This window comes from Mycobacterium sp. M26 (genome assembly GCF_001494595.1).
GTDB lineage: Bacteria > Actinomycetota > Actinomycetes > Mycobacteriales > Mycobacteriaceae > Mycobacterium.
The window spans coordinates 896336-912364 of the sequence record NZ_LN929907.1; the positions used below are offsets into that span (position 1 = coordinate 896336).

The 16029-nt window shown below is 67.5% G+C and carries 16 protein-coding genes; 6 read left to right on the plus strand and 10 right to left on the minus strand.

Features of this window, described 5'->3' with window-relative positions; translation table 11 throughout:
- Position 1: 1 nt before the first annotated feature.
- Positions 2 to 874, minus strand: coding sequence for an LLM class flavin-dependent oxidoreductase (locus BN3385_RS04280; RefSeq protein ID WP_059015343.1), 873 nt, complete (start codon positions 872 to 874; stop codon positions 2 to 4).
- A gap of 131 nt (positions 875 to 1005) precedes the next feature.
- On the opposite strand from BN3385_RS04280, the gene BN3385_RS04285 reads away from it, so the two are divergent.
- Positions 1006 to 1257, plus strand: a complete 252-nt coding sequence (locus tag BN3385_RS04285) for a hypothetical protein (protein WP_059015345.1) — start codon at positions 1006 to 1008, stop codon at positions 1255 to 1257.
- Here the strand turns inward: BN3385_RS04285 and mhpA are convergent.
- Complete coding sequence (gene mhpA / locus BN3385_RS04290) at positions 1243 to 2760, minus strand: bifunctional 3-(3-hydroxy-phenyl)propionate/3-hydroxycinnamic acid hydroxylase MhpA (protein ID WP_059015347.1); 1518 nt, start codon at positions 2758 to 2760, stop codon at positions 1243 to 1245. The genes BN3385_RS04285 and mhpA overlap by 15 nt on opposite strands.
- 106 nt (positions 2761 to 2866) lie before the next feature.
- Between mhpA and BN3385_RS04295 the strand changes: the two genes are divergently transcribed.
- On the plus strand, positions 2867 to 3511 hold the full coding sequence (locus BN3385_RS04295; protein ID WP_059015349.1) for a TetR/AcrR family transcriptional regulator: 645 nt from the start codon (positions 2867 to 2869) through the stop codon (positions 3509 to 3511).
- Here the strand turns inward: BN3385_RS04295 and BN3385_RS04300 are convergent.
- Both BN3385_RS04300 and BN3385_RS04305 read right to left on the minus strand, forming a co-directional pair.
- Complete coding sequence (locus BN3385_RS04300) at positions 3502 to 4440, minus strand: fumarylacetoacetate hydrolase family protein (protein WP_059015351.1); 939 nt, start codon at positions 4438 to 4440, stop codon at positions 3502 to 3504. The two genes, BN3385_RS04295 and BN3385_RS04300, sit on opposite strands and share 10 nt — an antisense overlap.
- Entirely contained in the window at positions 4437 to 5567 is a 1131-nt protein-coding gene (locus tag BN3385_RS04305; RefSeq protein WP_059015353.1) for a VOC family protein, read from the minus strand. Before BN3385_RS04305 ends, BN3385_RS04300 begins: the two co-directional genes overlap by 4 nt.
- A 136-nt stretch (positions 5568 to 5703) precedes the next feature.
- Here BN3385_RS04305 and BN3385_RS04310 point away from each other — a divergent pair, with 136 nt between their 5' ends.
- Positions 5704 to 5922, plus strand: coding sequence for a hypothetical protein (locus BN3385_RS04310; protein WP_059015355.1), 219 nt, complete (start codon positions 5704 to 5706; stop codon positions 5920 to 5922).
- On the opposite strand, the gene BN3385_RS04315 is transcribed toward BN3385_RS04310, so the two are convergent.
- From BN3385_RS04315 to BN3385_RS04335, 5 genes are read right to left on the minus strand one after another with little or no spacing between them, the layout of a single operon-like run.
- Positions 5919 to 7706, minus strand: a complete 1788-nt coding sequence (locus BN3385_RS04315) for a sulfatase family protein (protein ID WP_059015357.1) — start codon at positions 7704 to 7706, stop codon at positions 5919 to 5921. The genes BN3385_RS04310 and BN3385_RS04315 overlap by 4 nt on opposite strands.
- Positions 7699 to 8166, minus strand: a complete 468-nt coding sequence (locus BN3385_RS04320; RefSeq protein ID WP_059015359.1) for an SRPBCC family protein — start codon at positions 8164 to 8166, stop codon at positions 7699 to 7701. Before BN3385_RS04320 ends, BN3385_RS04315 begins: the two co-directional genes overlap by 8 nt.
- Positions 8167 to 8179: 13 nt before the next feature.
- On the minus strand, positions 8180 to 8944 hold the full coding sequence (locus tag BN3385_RS28850; protein WP_059015360.1) for an ABC transporter permease: 765 nt from the start codon (positions 8942 to 8944) through the stop codon (positions 8180 to 8182).
- Positions 8941 to 9678: an ABC transporter permease gene (locus tag BN3385_RS28855; protein ID WP_059015363.1), complete on the minus strand. Its 738-nt coding sequence runs from the start codon at positions 9676 to 9678 to the stop codon at positions 8941 to 8943. Before BN3385_RS28855 ends, BN3385_RS28850 begins: the two co-directional genes overlap by 4 nt.
- A complete protein-coding gene (locus BN3385_RS04335; RefSeq protein WP_059015365.1) occupies positions 9675 to 10616 on the minus strand; it encodes a daunorubicin/doxorubicin resistance ABC transporter ATP-binding protein DrrA in 942 nt (313 codons plus the stop codon). Before BN3385_RS04335 ends, BN3385_RS28855 begins: the two co-directional genes overlap by 4 nt.
- Positions 10617 to 10669: 53 nt before the next feature.
- Between BN3385_RS04335 and BN3385_RS04340 the strand changes: the two genes are divergently transcribed.
- From BN3385_RS04340 to BN3385_RS04350, 3 genes are all read left to right on the plus strand, one after another.
- Positions 10670 to 11269, plus strand: coding sequence for a GNAT family N-acetyltransferase (locus BN3385_RS04340; protein ID WP_059015368.1), 600 nt, complete (start codon positions 10670 to 10672; stop codon positions 11267 to 11269).
- A 165-nt stretch (positions 11270 to 11434) separates the two neighbouring features.
- Positions 11435 to 12817, plus strand: coding sequence for a hypothetical protein (locus BN3385_RS04345; RefSeq protein WP_059015369.1), 1383 nt, complete (start codon positions 11435 to 11437; stop codon positions 12815 to 12817).
- A gap of 90 nt (positions 12818 to 12907) precedes the next feature.
- The gene (locus BN3385_RS04350) at positions 12908 to 14242 is read left to right on the plus strand and encodes a salicylate synthase (RefSeq protein ID WP_059015371.1); all 1335 of its coding nucleotides are present in this window, start codon (positions 12908 to 12910) and stop codon (positions 14240 to 14242) included.
- A gap of 156 nt (positions 14243 to 14398) precedes the next feature.
- Here the strand turns inward: BN3385_RS04350 and BN3385_RS04355 are convergent, their stop codons facing one another.
- On the minus strand, positions 14399 to 15994 hold the full coding sequence (locus BN3385_RS04355; protein WP_059015373.1) for a (2,3-dihydroxybenzoyl)adenylate synthase: 1596 nt from the start codon (positions 15992 to 15994) through the stop codon (positions 14399 to 14401).
- Between the last annotated feature and the right edge of the window lie 35 nt (positions 15995 to 16029).

The following is a 16029-nucleotide window of genomic DNA, read 5'->3' on the forward strand; positions in this document are numbered from 1 at the left end:
GTCACAGTCCGGCGACGAAATCCTCTGCGGCCGATAGCTCGTCGAGGTCGGCCGTGGTCGGGGCCAGGATCACCTCGTCGCACCCCAGTTGTTCGAGCTGGGCCAGGATGTCACGCAGTGCCGCGGGTGAGGTCGCCCAGCAGCGTTGACTCATCCTCGCGGCGAAGTCCGGGCCGAAGATCATCAGGTAGTCCGCCGCGAAATCCCGGACCCGTTGTGGCGCATCACCGGTCAGGCCGAACCAGAAGGACGTCTGCACGGTCGGTGTCCCGGATCGCTCGGCGTCCTGCCATGCCCGGCGGAAGGTATCGAAGGTCGCGCCGACGGCGCGCAGGTCGGGCACCATATCGAAGCCGGCCAGGCCGTCGGCCCAGTGCACCGCGCGCCGTATCGATTTCGGGCCCAGTGACGACGAGAAGACCGGTGGGCCGCCGGCCTGGACGGGGGCCGGGCCGATCGGCGGGGCACCAGGGGGCCACACCTGCCGCATCGTCTCGACCCGTTCGTCGAGGACCGCCACCCGGCGCTCGAAGGCCGATGCCTTGCCTGCCAGCTCGTAGTCGTAGGCGCGCATGCCCACTCCGACACCGAGGGTGAAGCGTCCGCCGCTGAGCACGTCCACGGTGGCAGCCTGCTTGGCCAGCAGCACCGGTTCGTGCAGCGGAGCCAGGGCGATCAGCGACTGGATGCGCACCCGATCGGTGATGACGGCAGCGGCGGACAACACCCCCATCAGATCCAGGAAATCCGAGGCCAACCGCTCGCCGGTGGCCAGCGTCGAGAACGGCCCCGCGTCCACTCGGCGGATCCATTCGCACAGCGTGTCGCGGTCGGCCCCGGCGATGGTCGAGGGGATCGAGAGGCCGATATCCATACCGCAGAGTCTCCGTTCGCGTCGTGGGGGCGGGGCCCACTGAATGGTGACATGTCGGGCAATTTCTTCCGAACAGGGCTTTTTCGTGCTGTACTGGCGATACTGAATCCCGCAGGGGGAGGTTGCCAAAGATGGCCAAGTCGGTCAAAGTGTTGCGCCGCAAAGACGGTGAGCAACCCGTGGAAATCGACCAGCGAGTACGGGTCTATGTCGACACCGAGGATGAGACGCGTGGTGTCGTCGTCGAGGATTTCGGTGATCTCGCGGGACAGAGCGTCGACCTCGGTGATACCCACATCGCCGATGCCGCACGCCGGTGGGCTGTGCTGTTGGACAGCGGCACACTGGCTTTCGTCGACAGTCACCAGCTAGCGCCCGAGTAGCACTCCCGTCAGCACCTGACATACCTCGTCGACATTTCGTCCCGCCTTCAACACGGTACGGTCCGGCCGCACCACGGCGGCGTGCGCGTGGCCGGCATGCAGCCATCCGGCGAGCGCTGACTGCGGCTCGGCGATGACGACGTCTGCGCCACAACGCGCAACCGCCGTGCGTTGCGCGGCGGTCAACTCCTGATCGACGATCACCGCGAACGCGCCATCGAGCACATCGTCGACGCGCCGGCCGTCGGCTGTCACGGCGTTCGGGCACAGTGTGCCGCCCAGCTGGCCTGGACCAAAACCGCGGTGTACCAAGGCTGAACGGTGCAGGGCCGGGGTCTGCGAATCAACCACCCGTTCCCGCAGTCCGGGGAGTAGGTGCATCCGCGGCACGACGATGCGCCGCAACAGATCCCCGACATCACCGCCGGCGGTCATGGACCGGCCCACCATAAGAGCCAGCCCGATCATCCTGCGGGCGTGCGGCTTTCGCTCCTGCTCGTAGGTGTCCAGGAGGTCCGGGCTCAGTGAGCCGTCGAGCACGCCGGCCAGCTTCCAGGCCAGGTTCATGGCGTCACGCAGCCCCGCTCCCATGCCCTGTCCCACGAACGGCGGGGTGAGATGGGCGGCATCGCCGAGCAGGAAGACATTGCCGCGTCGCCAGTGGTCGGCGATCTTGGCCCGGAAGGTGTACTCCGCGACGCGAATCAACTCGAGCCGGTCATCACCCACCTCGCCGATCCACGGCGCGATGAGCGGTCGCAGTGCGGCCAGCGACCGGAAGTCGTCGGCGGTCTCGCCGGGCAGAAGGCGAAACTCCCAGCGGTAGCGCACATCACCGATCTGCATGAACGTGCCCGCCCGGTGCGGATCGCACAGCTGATGGACGCCGGACCACTGATCGAGGTTGGCACTGGTGGCGACGTCGACAACCAGCCAGCGCTGGTCGAACTTCAGATCACGCATGTCCACCCCGATACGCGACCGCACCAGGCTGTTGGCCCCGTCGCAGCCGAGCACGAAATCGGCCACCACGGTGTGGGTCTGGCCGTCGGTCCGGTCGGCGTAAGTGACGCGGGTTCGGGCCCCATCCAGATCGACGAGGTCGGTGACTTCGACATTGCCCCGCAGGGTGGCCAGCGGGTAGCGCTCCAGGTTCGTGCGCAGTAGCGCCTCGAACTCGGGCTGGTCGAACATGTTGGCCTCGGGATGGCCGTGTCGGGTCCGGCTGTGGTCGCGCTGGAACTCGGCGAGCACCTTGCGCCGGGGATCGATCAACCGCAGGCCGAGGGCGGGCCGGGAGATCTTCGCGAACTCCTCGGCGACGCCGAGTCGGTGCACGATGCGGTAGACCTCGTCGTCGAGATGGACGGCACGGGGCTGCGGGTACACCTCCGCCCAGCGGTCCAGGATCAACGTCTCGACGCCGTGCTGGGCGAGCAGCGTGGCGGCGGTGACACCGGTCGGTCCGGCGCCGACGATCACAACCCGATAGGTCCCGTCCATCTGGACTCCTTCACTCAACTGACGAAATCGTCACATACGATGACCGCGTCAGTCAAGTCTTTCTGATGAAATCATCAGTAGTGAGTAAAGGCGGTACGATCAGCCCGTGACAGACGAATCCGCACCGTCGATCAACCGCCTTGAGCGGCGTAAACAACGCACCCGCGCGGCACTGATCAAGTCGGCGCAGGCGCTGATCGCCGAAGGCAGGCTCAATGTCCCCGTCCTGGAGATCACCCAGGCCGCCGATGTCGGCATGGGGTCGTTCTACAACCACTTCGAGAGCAAGGAGCAGCTCTTCGAGGCCGCGGTCAGCGATGTGCTGGACCGCCACGGGGCCGTCCTGGATCTGCTGACCGCCGATATCGCGGACCCGGCTGAGGTGTTCGCGTGCAGCTTCCGGCTGACAGGCCGGTTCTTCCGCGCCCGCCCACAGGAGAGCCGGATCCTGATGGCCAACTGGGGAGCGCTGCTGTCGTCGGACCGTGGTCTGGCACCGCGCGCGACGCGGGACATCAAGGCCGCCGTCGCGGCGGGGCGCTTCGAGATCGATGATCCCGAATTGGCGCTGTCGGTGGCCGGCGGCGCGTTGCTCGGACTCGGTTATCTGCTGGAGTCCCACCCTGATCGCGATGCGGCGGCGACGGCCGACTCGGTCACCGAGAGTCTGTTGCGACTGTTCGGGATGTCGGCCAAGGACGCCCGGGCGGTCTGCGCAATGCCGTTGCCGGACATCGACCTTCAGGCGTAGACCACCGTCATCCGCTGGGTGCCGAGGTCGATCGCGCCGTCATCGGTACCCACCGATGCCTCGATCACGTCGCCGTTGTGCAGGTACTTCGGATTCTTGGCCTGGCTCTTGAAGAAAGCATTCCACTTGACCGCAGGCGGCAACAGATTCGCGATCATGCCGACGATCTTCGGCGGTGCGCTCAGCGCGGTGCCCACCGGTGTGCCGGTGAGCACCAGGTCACCGGCGGCGAGGTCCTGGAATCGGCTCAGCGACTGCAATGCTTCCAGAGGCCGGTAGAGCATGTCGCCGTCCACGACGGCGTTCTGCCGTTCCTGACCGTTGACCCGCAGTCGCAGCCGCAGGTCCCCGAAGCGCTTGAGTTCATCGGCGTCCAGCAGCACCAGTGCCGGCCCGGTGGGGGTGAACGTCGGGTAGGACTTGGCCTCGTAAAACTGGGTCTGCGGAAGCTGGATGTCGCGCGCCGAGACGTCATTGGTGACGACCAGACCCGCGATGTAGTCGCTGAGATTGGCCTCGGAAATGATGGTGCCGACCGGGATCTCGCGGCCGATGACCAGGCCGATCTCCACTTCGTAGTCGAGGAACTTCACGTGAGCGGGCTTGGTCACCGGCTCGAACGGTCCGCTGATCGAGGCCGAGGACTTGCGGAAGAACGTCAGCGGAATGGTCTTCGGATCCATGCCGGCATCGATCACGTGGGAGGCGAAGTTCGTCATCTGCGCCACCACCCGGCACGGTGTGGTGACGGGGCTGAGCAGTTCCAGTCCCGCGACGTCGACGGTGTCCGGACTACCCGCCGCGGCATCGATCGCAGCCCGGTCCGCCAGCAGTTCGGCGGTGGTCTGCGCGGCGGTCGCGATCTTGGCGGCACCCGCCGGGGTGGCAACCCACCAGGCGTCTGCGGTGCGGAGGATGGATGTGCTCATGAGGCTGCAACTTTCAGTAGGCCGATCAGGCGGGTGAGGTCGAACTCGTTCTTGTCGCGAAGGGCGGAGATCATCGAACCGACTTCGTGGCGGGCGTTTTTCGGATTGGTGCCCAGGAAGTCCTTGGAGGCCGGCGGGCCCCACTGGGCCAGGCCGGACGCGGTGAAGGGCGCCCAGCCGGGTTCCAGTGTGTTGTCGAACAGATCACCGTCGGCATAGTGCTCCACCAGGAAGCCGTCGGGATCGCGCCAGTAGTCGAACAATTGGCTGCCCTGGATGTGCCGGCCGATGCCCCAGGAGCGCAGGTACCCGCGCTCCAGGAGATACTCGCCCCCGGCGGCCAGGGCGTCGAGGTCGGCGACCTGAAACGCCGAGTGCACATAGCGATTCGCGGGCCCGAGGGCCATCGCGAGCGTGTGGTGATCGGTCGGGGTGGAGCCGAGGTCGCAACGGATGAAGCTCATGGTCGGACCGCGGTCCCGCTGGCCGGAGTAGTAGAGGAAGTCGCTGACGATCAGGCCGAAATGGTCCAGGTACCAGTTCAGCGTCTCGATGTAGGTCGTCGACTGCAGGACGACGTGGCCGAGGCGCTGCACCGACGCGGGCACCCGCGGCGGGCGCTGGGTGGCGTTGATGCGGGCGTCGTCGTGGCCGAAGTTGAAGGTGTGCGGCTGCTGGGCGGTCAGCGCGGGCAGCCGGTCGAGACCGCTGACGACCTTGACCGGCGTCCCGTTGGGGTCGGTGAGCTCGACGGCTAGGCCGCCGAGCGATTCCGGCAGCGCCCGGGTGGGCGCATTGGTGTGCTCGGCCAGGCGCAGCACGTCGATCTCGTCCTGGGCTTCGAACGCCAGGCCGGCGAAGCGGGTGCACGGGCCCTGGCGGATCAGCACACAGGGTGCGTTCGGATCAGTTCCGCGCAACTGCAGCTCGTCGGCCGTTCGCTGCGCGACGGTGAAGCCGAAGGCCCGTGCGAATGCTTCGGCCCTGTTCAGGTCGGGTTTCTCGAATTCGAGCCAGGCCAGCCCGGCCACCTTGATGACCGGATTGCGGGACCGGCCGGGGTGCTCACCCCGCAGGGCACCCTGATCGCTGTGCAGGTCGTTGTGTGCGCCGACGACGTCACTCATCGAACCCTCCTCGTTAGATGACTGACGAAATCGTCACATACGACGGAGTTCTCAGTCAAGTGACAGATTGCACAATCGGATAAATACCCCAGGGGGTATCATCAAGGTATATCGCCGACAAAGTAAGGAGAGTGCGATGGTGAAAGCCACCACCCTGCTCGGGGCTGCGGTCGCCTGCGCGCTGATCGGGGGAGCCCCGATGGCGCAGGCCGCACTGGTGTCGCCCACCCCGAGCCCTGGCAAGCAGCAGTCAAGTTCACAGACGACACTGGTCGACCCGACGCAGGACTTCTCGATGACCGCGAAGCCCACGGTGAAGGCCACCCCGTACTGGGGTGAGCCCAAGGCCGGTTAGCCGAACAGCCGCCTGCGCTTGCGCACCGGTGGCCGCCGCGAGGCGTACGGCCACGGATTGTTGCGCTCCGGCACCGCATCGGTGCGGACCTGTTTGAGCTGAGTGCGCAGATGCTGGCGCAGTTCGTCCAGGAGCGGATCGGTCCACCGGTTGACGGCCTCGATCGGATCGGCGGTCAGGTCGTAGAGCTCCCACTGGTCGTCGAGCGGGCTGGTCCGGTAGGTGTCACCTCCTGCGCCGTTGGCGGCCAGATGGCGAACCCCGGGCTCGGTCCAGGTACCCGGATCGTCGAAGGTGCGCACGAGCTTCCACAGATGCCCGGCGCCACCTGGCGCTGCCGACTCGTCCACCTGCACCACCAGGCCCTCGAAGTTCGCCGCCACGTGTGCGGGTACCCGAATGCGCAGTAGCGCAGGCGGATTCACCGTAGCCTTCAGCCGGCGTCCCAACCCCGAGGCACCGCTGTCACCTTCGAGCATGTTGTCGCGAGTCAGGAGGTAGACGGCGCGATCACTGTCCTCGGCGGCCCCGTCGACGATCGGCGTCAGGTCGCGGCCCGGCAGCGGGTGCACTTCGCTGAACGTTTCGGCGAGCACCGCCGCGGTGGCCTGCACGTCGATACCCGCGGCACCCAGCAGTGTGGGCACCAGATCGACGTGCGAGGTGGGGGCCGACACCGTACGCGCGGCGGTGGCCTGGTCGCCGATCCGCGCGATCACGAACGGAACCCGGGTGGCCTCGTCGTAGAGGTTGAACCACTTCTGGTGCAGGCCGCCGTGCGCGCCGAGCAGGTCGCCGTGATCGGAGGTGCGCACCAGAACCGCGTTGGCCGAACCGCCCTCGGTCACCGCGCGGCGGACCCGGTCGATCGGTGCATCCACTTCGGCGTGCAAGCGGTAATACAGGTCGCGGTAGCGCTGGGCGTTGCCGTCATACATGCGCTGGATCGCCGCGGCGGGCCCGTACCCGGAGTAGTAGGCCTCGCGGAACGCGATCTGCGCCGCAGGTTTGGTCTTGAGATCCTCGTCGGCCGTCGGCGGCGCCGCCACCGGCGGCGGGTCCAGCGGGGAGGGCTCCGCCAAGGGCGTCTTGCGTACCCAGGTGGGGAACAGCACGATGTCGTGCGGGTTGACGAAGCTGGCCACCAGCAGGAACGGGCGCAGCGCATCCGGGTCACCGGCCCGCCGCCGGTCGTAGCGGTCCTGCAACCAGGCCACCACCCGGTCGGCGATCAGCGGGTCGCGCCGGGTGCCGCTGTTGGCCAGCCCGGCTCCGTGCGGCTCCGGACCCACCCATCCGGAAAAGCCATAGTGATCAAGGGGATTCGCCTCGAGATAGCGCTGGACGGCGGCGTGGTCGACAGTTCCGTCGTCGTCGTTCGTCGCCAGCGGGGCGCCCTTGTCATCGGTCAGGTCGGCATGCGAGATATGCCACTTGCCGTCATAGTGGGTGTCGTACCCGGCGGCACGGAACCAGTTGCCCAGGGTCGGTACTTCGCCGGGACGCAACCAGCGCATCCGACTGTCCTCGTAGGTCTTGCCGATACCGTCGGTCTGGGTGACGCCGTGCAGGTCGGGGTACTGCCCGGTGAAGATCGTGGGCCGGCTCGGCACACAGGCCAACGACCCGGTGTAGTGGCGGGTGAAGCTGACTCCGTTGTCCTCGAACCACTTTCGTCCGGTCAGGACGCGGCGGCGCCAGCCGAGAACGGCATCCGACTCGTACGGCGGAATTGCGCGTTCCTCGTCGGTCATCACGATGATGACGTCGGGACGATCAGACATGGGCTCGCTCCATTCTGCGAGACAGCGCCTCCAGAAGCGCGTCGAGTTGCTTGGCGGAGAAGCGGGCGACCGCGTTCTCGGCGAGGTGCTGCAATCGATTCGGTCCGATCTCGACCGTCGTGGTCAACGTGACCTCGGTGCCGCCGCTGACCGGCTGCAGCGTCCAACGGTTGTTGAGCCGGTGCACCTGAGCGGGAAGGCCCTCGATGTCGTAGGCCAGGGTGTGTGGCGGATCGAAATCGGTGATGCGCTCGACGACGACATTGCGGCCGAGCTGGATTCTGCGGGCCGCGCCGACACCGATACCGTCGGCGGCGGGAGTCAGTAGACAGGAGTGGTCGACGATGTCGGCCCAGGAGCTGATGGCACCGAAGTCGGCGAGGACGTCCCAGATGGGTTGTGCCTCGGTCGGTATGGTTCTGCTGCGACGGGAGTCGGCCACCAGCCCATCCAACCTCATCGAGGCGTGGCTGTCAGCGCCCTGTCGCGTTGCGATAGCCCCGGACCGCGAGCGGGCCGAAGACGGCGACCAGGGTCAGCGTCCACCCCAGCGTGTGCACGAGCGGCCACAGAATCGGGCCGCCCTGTGCCAGCCCTCGCATGGCCTCGATCGCCGGAGACATCGGCTGGATCTGCACGATCGGCTGGACCCAGCCGGGGAACACCGCCAGCGGCACCATGCCGGTGTTGAAGAACAGCAGCAGGAAGCACACCGACGACAGCCCGGTCACGATGTTCTTGCCGTTGGCGCGCACGGCCAGGGCCACCACCACAGTGGCGAAGCCGATGACCACGATGACCGGGACCAGCAGGAAGCCCAGCGCCGCCGGCACGCCCTGGGTGAATCGCAGCCCCATCGCGACACCCACGGCGGTGATGACGACCGTCCCGGCGAACGCCCGCGCAGCTTCGGCGAGCAGCCGTCCGCTCAGCGCGCTGGCGCGATGCACGGGCAGCACCCACAGCCTGCTCAGCAATCCCGACTGGCGTTCATCGGGGATCGCGACGCCAGTGCCGATGGCGCCGAACAGGACACCGGCGACGGCGCACATCGGCACCAGGCCGTAGAGGCTGTCGTCACCGGTGAGCGCGAGGATCGACTTGCCGATCACCGTTTTGTACACGACGAGCAGAAAGGTGGGGAACACGATCGCCTGGACCAACACGATCGGTTCACGGCGCCAGCGGGTGAGGAGCCGGCCGGCGTGCAGGCCGCCCTGGGTCACCAGTGTGGTCATGTCGTTCTCCGTTGCATCCGCAAGGCGATCGCGCCGAAGGCGATCAGCAGCCCTGCGCACCAGGCGAGGCTGACACCGAGGTTGACCTGCTCGCCGGATGCGAAGCCCCGCAGGGTCGTTGAGATCTGGGACACCGGCTGGTTGCGCACGAAGGGCTCCAGCCAGCCGGGGAACGCGGTCGCCGGTGCGATGCCGGTGGACAGCATCACCAGCAGTAGCTGCGGAACCAGCAGCGTCTGGCTGGCGGCCTCCGCACTCTGCGACACCGCGCCCATCGCGTCCGCCCCCAAGGACAGGGCGAGCGAAAGTCCGAGTGCGAGAACAACAAATGCCACCACATAGCCGACCGATCCGGCGAACCGGAACCCGAACAGATACCCCGTGGCCAGTGCGGCCGCCAGCGCCGCCGATGCCCGGATGAGCGACGAGAGCATCCGCGCCGAGACCGGGGCGAACCTGCCCAGCGGCAGCGAGCGCAGCCGCACGCCCATGCCGTTGAGATGATCACGCGCCGAGCGGTCCGCCGTCGTCATCGCGGTGAAGATCATGGCCTGGATGACGATGACCGGCAGGATGTACTGGGCGTAGCTCATGCCGCCGGTGTTGATCACGTTGCGCAGCGTGATGTTGAAGCAGACGAAAAAGGCGATCGGCCCGAGGATCGCGAACACCAGATCGCCGTCGCGAACGGTCCCCAGCACCGAGCGTTCGGTCAGCGCGGCCAGTGCCGTCACGTGCCCACCCCGGCGCCGGTCAGGCGGAAGAACACCTCGTCGAGTGAGGGCCGGCGCAGGGCCACATCGGCGACGGCGACGTCAAGTGGTTCGATGCGGCGGAACACCTCGGCCAGTGTCGCCAGCCCGTCGGGTGCCGGAAGCGACACCGAGGTGTCGCCGACTTCGAGGCCGGGCATACCGCTCAGCGCGGCGGCGATCTGGCCGAGATCGCCGGTGGCGACCGGGGTCACCTGGCAGAAGCTCCCGCCCACACGGTGTTTGAGTTCTTCGGGACTTCCGCTGGCGATCACGGTGCCGTGGTCGATGACGACGATGTCGTCGGCCAGCGCGTCGGCCTCTTCGAGATACTGCGTGGTCAGCAGGACGGTGATGCCGTCATCCCGCAGCCTCGACACCAGCGCCCAGACGTCCTGCCTGCTGCGCGGGTCCAATCCCGTCGTCGGCTCGTCGAGGAAGAGCACCCGCGGTGGGACGACGAGTCCGCAGGCGATGTCCACCCGTCGGCGCATGCCGCCGGAGTACTTGCCGACGCGGCGGTCGGCGGCGTCCGACAGCGAGAACTGGTCCAGCAGTTCCTCGGCCCGTCGCCGCGCCTGCGCTCGGCTGAGTCCGCGCAACCGGCCGAAGAGCACCAGATTCTCACGGCCGGTGAGCATTTCGTCGACGGCGGCGTACTGCCCGGTCAAACCGATCGCCTCGCGCACCGCAGCGTCCTGGGTGACGACGTCGAACCCGGACACCCGCGCCTGTCCCGAGCTGGGCAGCGACAGGGTGGACAGGATGTTGATCGTCGTCGTCTTGCCTGCGCCGTTGGGGCCCAGCAGACCCAGTACCGAACCGGTGCGCGCGCTGAACGAGACACCGGCAAGCGCGGGCGGTGAGCTGCGGCTGAAGGTCTTGGCGACGTCGATCACCTCGATGGCCAACTCAGTCATGAGCTGAACTATGGCATGCCTAACCTAATTTGTGTGGGCTACGCTCTGCCACGATGACCGAGGTTGTGCTTGCCCGTGCGCTCACCGATCTGTCCACTGCGGTGGCGGCGGTGCCCGGGCCCCCTGTGCCGGTGGTCGACCCGCCCTTCGATCTGCGGGCCGCGACCCCGTCGGATGCCGAGCTGGTGGCCGAGTGGATGAACCGGCCGCATCTGGCCGCTGCGTGGGAGTACGACTGGCCGGTTGCGCGCTGGCGCAAACACCTTGTGGCCCAGCTCGATAGCGCGTATTCGTTACCGGTCATCGCCAGCGTTCACGGCGTACCCGGTGGCTACCTCGAGATCTATCGGGCGGCCAAGGATTCCATCGCGGCCCGCTATCAGGCCCACCCGCACGACCTGGGGCTGCACGCAGCGATTGCGAATCTGGACCTGGTGAACACCGGTCTGGGGCCCATGCTCCTGCCGGCCATCGTGGCCAGTCTCTTCACGCTCGACCCGTTCTGCGAGCGGATCATGTTCGACCCCGACCACCGCAATGGGGCTGCCCGAAAGGTGTGCGAAGCGGTGGGGTGCCGGTTCCTTGGTGAGCATCAGATGACCAATCGCCGGATGGCGCTGTACGCCTTCGACCGGCCGGTCAGCACCGTCTGAGCGCGGGAATCCGCGCTCGCGCTTCTTGATTCGCGCCGCCTGCTGCACAGTCCGCGGCTGGAACCTTCCTGAGAATTAGGTTAGGCATACCTATTGTTACTTAGGTTAGTCTCAGCTAATCTCCGTCGCGGTGCCACTCGGCAAACCCATGAAGAAGGAGATTCCGTGCAACGAGCGTTACGCCTCAGCCTCGCTGAGGCCGATGTCCTGTCCAGTTCCACCGGTTCGGCGCGGCGCGCCAACAGGTTCCTGGTCACCGGTGCTGCGGTGGTCACGGCGGGTGCTCTGCTCGCGGGCCCGACCGCGCAGAATCTGAATCTGCCCGCCCAGATTCAGCATCACGCCGTCGAACTCACCGGACTGTCGGCTGCTGTCACCGCGTCACCGATCGAGGTGTACTCCGAGATCCTGTCGGACACCTTCGACAACGTGTCGGCCCTGAGCCAGGCCATCCTGGCCAACCCCTTGCCGATCCTGTCCCAGGTGATCCGCAACCAGATCGGCTACGCCCAGGAGATCGGCGGCGCCATCGGCGCGATTCCGGCGGGCTGGCAGACCTACGCCGAGGGTCGCGGCGCGACGTTCCTGGCCAGCCTGCAGACGTCGCTGGATGCCGGTGACGTCGGCGGCGCGGTGAACTACCTGAGCAGTTTCGTGCTCTACGGTCTGCAGGCCACGGTCTTGCCGGTGCTCAACACTCTGCTGACCTACACCCCGCGGGGAAGCACTGTGGCCAATCCTGGTATCCCCCAGACGATTGCCCAGAATGTCGCTAATGCCGTTGGCGTCCTGTTCTCCTCGACCGTCGTGGTGAGCAATCTGTTCCAGTCGGTCTACGGCACGACGCTGAGCGTGCTGGCGTCGGCCGGCGACGGACTGGCCGGTTTCGCCCAGTCGGTCTCCGCCGGTGACATCCAGGGTGCCGTCAACTCGTTGGTCAACCTTCCGGGTCTGATGGTCAACGGCTTGCTCAACGGCTGGCAGCATCCGATCTCGGCGGCGCCGTTCCCGGCACTGCTGACCTTCATTCCGGTGGCCCCGCCGACCGATCCGGAGAACGGCGTCACCCGTACCGGCACGTCGATCGGGCTGCTCGGTCGGCTGTTGGTGAGCATCCCGCAGGCGATCGCCGCCGCCATTACGCCGGCCACGACCACGGCAGCGGCCAGTGCCGCCCCGGCCACCGCGCTGGCTGCCACGGCCGAGGTCACCGAGGCGGCGACATCGGAGACGGCGACCGCCGAAACGGTCAGCACGGAGCCGGCCACCCAGGCCGAATCGACGGAAGCTTCGACTTCGTCTGCTGCCGAATCGGATTCGACGACCACCGTCACCAAGCCGGCCACATCGGCTCGATCGGCGGCATCGAGCACCCGCTCGGATCGCAGCACGGATTCGGACACCACGAGCACCACCAGCAGTGGTGACCAGGTGAAGAAGTCGGTCGGCGGCTCCCGCAAGGCTCAGGCCAAGAAGTCGACGGCGTCGTCGGGGTCGGACTCGTCCTCGAGTTCCAGTTCCTCGGATTCCTCCGACTCGTCGGACTAGAGCCGCACTGCTGCGCGGCCGGGTCTTCCCGGGGGAGGGCCCGGCCAGCGCAGCACGCACCTGCACCACCATCGTGAGGAGCCTGCCCGCATGACCGAAACTTCCGTCACGGCACCAGCCGCCTGCTGGAGCGGGTTGCCGCCGGGGCTGCGGCCGGCGGACGCCGTCGCTCAACTCGTCACCGCAGTGCCGGAAGGCGACGGCACCGACTACCTGGTCTACGAACGGCACGGCTGCTGGACGGTGGCCGTCGGCGTCCGGTCGGCCATCGAGCTCGACCGTGACGAGTGCCGAATCAACAACGGCAGCAGCGTCGTCACGCACCGATGGAGTGGCCGGCCGGCCGATGTGCTGGCGGAGGCTCTCGACATCGCGGTGCCCGATGGCGAGATCGCCCTCGGCTGGATCGCCTTCGAATGGGGGGCGCACCGCTTCGGCCTGACTGGCCGGCTGGCGCAGGACACACCGCTGGCACGGATCTTCACACCACTGCACCGCATCACGATCTCCGACGGCGGTATTCAGCTCTTCGGCGACGACGATCGACTGCGCGCGGCCGTGGCGAACCTGCAGCCGGGCCCGCCCCGGTCGACAGGCCACGTCGACGTCAACCCTGACCACACCCGCTACCGCGACCGGGTGGCGACGGCGATCGGCGAGATCCGCGACGGTCGCTACCAGAAGGTGATCCTGTCCCGCACCGTGGATATCCCGTTCGACATCGACTTCCCCGCCACCTATGCCGAGGCCGGCCGGCACAACACGCCGGCCCGGTCGTTCCTGTTGCGGATGGGCGGTTTTCGCGCTGCCGGATTCAGCCCGGAACTGGTGGCCGCCGTCCACGGCGACGGTGCGGTGGTCACCGAGCCGTTGGCGGGGACCCGCGCGTTGGGCCGCGGCGACGCCGATGACTGGCGGGCCCGCGAGCAACTGACCTCCGACGCCAAGGAGATCGTCGAGCACGCACTGTCGGTGCGCAGTTCGCTGGACGAGATCGCCGAAGTCGCCGTACCGGGCAGCGCCGCGGTCACCGACTTCATGACGGTGCGGGAACGCGGCAGCGTGCAACATCTGGGCTCGACTGTCGGCGCCCGGCTGGATCCGTCCTTCACCCGGTTCGATGCCCTGCAGGCTCTGTTCCCGGCGGTCACCGCATCGGGTATCCCGAAAGCCGAAGGTGTGGAGGCGATTCTGCGGCTCGATGAGTCGCCGCGGGAGCTGTATTCGGGTGCGGTGGTGATGATCACGCCAGATGGCGGCCTGGACGCCGCGCTCGCACTGCGCACGGCCTACCAACGGGGTTCACGTACGTGGCTGCGCGCCGGCGCGGGCATCATCGCGGCGTCGACGCCGGAGCGTGAGTTCGAGGAGACCTGCGAGAAACTCGCCTGTCTGGCGCCCTATCTGGTGCCGCAGCGGGACTGAGCATCGTGAGTCGATCATTTTCAGGCAGTCGCGCATGCCCCTCGTTACTGCGAGACTGTAGTTATCGTGCTGGCTACTCGCACTCTTGCGCGATAACGACAGCCTCGGTGAAGTGGTGAGGATAGCAGTGAATTCCTGACGCGGGTCTGAGTCGCCTCACGACCGAAGCTGCGCGACGATCGCGCGTTTGTCGACCTTGCCGACGGCGGTGGTGGGCAGCGACGCCATCGGCGCGACGGTATCCGGACGGCAGTGCACGGCGACTCCACGACGATCCAGATGGCTGTTGATCTCGGCGAGAGACAGCGAATCACCCTGCACCACAACGGCAGCGCAGATCCTCTCCCCGAGGAAGGGATCAGGCAAACCCACGGCGGCCGCTGCGGAGATCCGCGGATGGGCCAGCAGGTGGCTTTCGAGGTCGAGTGCCGACACCGTCTCACCGGCCCGGGTGATCACGTCCTTGACCCGGCCGGTCACTTCCAGATAGCCGTTGCCGAACCGGCGGACCCGATCGCCGGTGCGATAGAAGCCGTCGGTGGTGAAGGATCGCCGGTTGTCCTCGTCGGCGCGGAAGTAGCCGTTGATCGTGTACGGCCCACGCACCAGCAACTCGCCGGGCTCGCCGGCCGGGACGGGTGTGTCGTCCGCACCGACCACCCGCACCTCGTCATGCGGGGACAGCGGCCGGCCCTGGGTATGGTCCACGAGGTCGGGGCCATCCTCGATTCCGGTGTAGCACAACAGGCCTTCGGCCATCCCGAACACCTGCTGAAGGCCGGGTGTGAGGGTGGCGCGGATATGCCGCGCATCGTCGGCGGCGAGCTTGGCGCCGCCGACCTGAAGCAGGCGCAGTGTGTGGGGGCGGTGCTCCTCCCACTCGCAGGCCTGCGCCCACAGCCGGGCGAGTGCGGGCACCAGTGCGGTGACCGTGACACCGTGGCGGGCGATCGTGGCGAATGCCGACTCCGGACTCGGATCGGTGGTGAACACCACCGGTGCCCCGACACTCATCGCGCCCAGCAGTCCGGGGCAGGCCAGCGGGAAGTTGTGGCCTGCGGGGAGCGCGGCGAGATAGACGTCGTCCTCGGTCAGCCGGCACACCCGGGCGCTGGCGGTGGCGTTGTACACGTAGTCGTCGTGGGTGCGGGGGATGAGCTTCGGAGCGCCGGTGGTGCCGCCGGACACCAGGAGCAGGGCGGGTGCCGCGGTGTCGGGGCGCAGCGCCGGGCTCGGCCCGACGGATGCGCACAGCTGCGCCCACGGGATGTCCGGGCCCGCCTCACCGTCGATGATGATGTGTCGAAGCTCGTTGTCGCGCCTGGCAAGTCGGCGAGCTATCGCCGGATAGTCCACCGTGCTCCCGCCGCCGACGATGATCGCCGTCGCCCGGCTGACGTCGAGGAAGTGCGCGAGTTCCGCCTCCCGGTGCCCGGGCAGGCACATCACCGGGAGTGCACCGGTTCGCAGCACCGCGAACAGTGCCACTGCGAACTCGCAGCTGTTCGGAAGTTGCACCAGAATCGCGTCGCCGCAACCGATTCCGAGTGCGTGAAGTCCGGCGGCCGCTGAATCGGCGCGGCGGTCGAGTTCGGCGTAGGTCAGATGGGATCGGTCGTCGATCACCGCGGGGCGCTCCGGCCAGGTCGTCGCCGCGCTCCGCAAGATCTCGTCGAGAGCCTGCCCGGTCCAGTAGCCGGCCGCGCGATACGTGGCCGCGCGGGCGGGCGGAAACGGGACGAAACCAGTCATCGGGCGCTCCTGACGTAGGCCTGGCGGGAGGATCT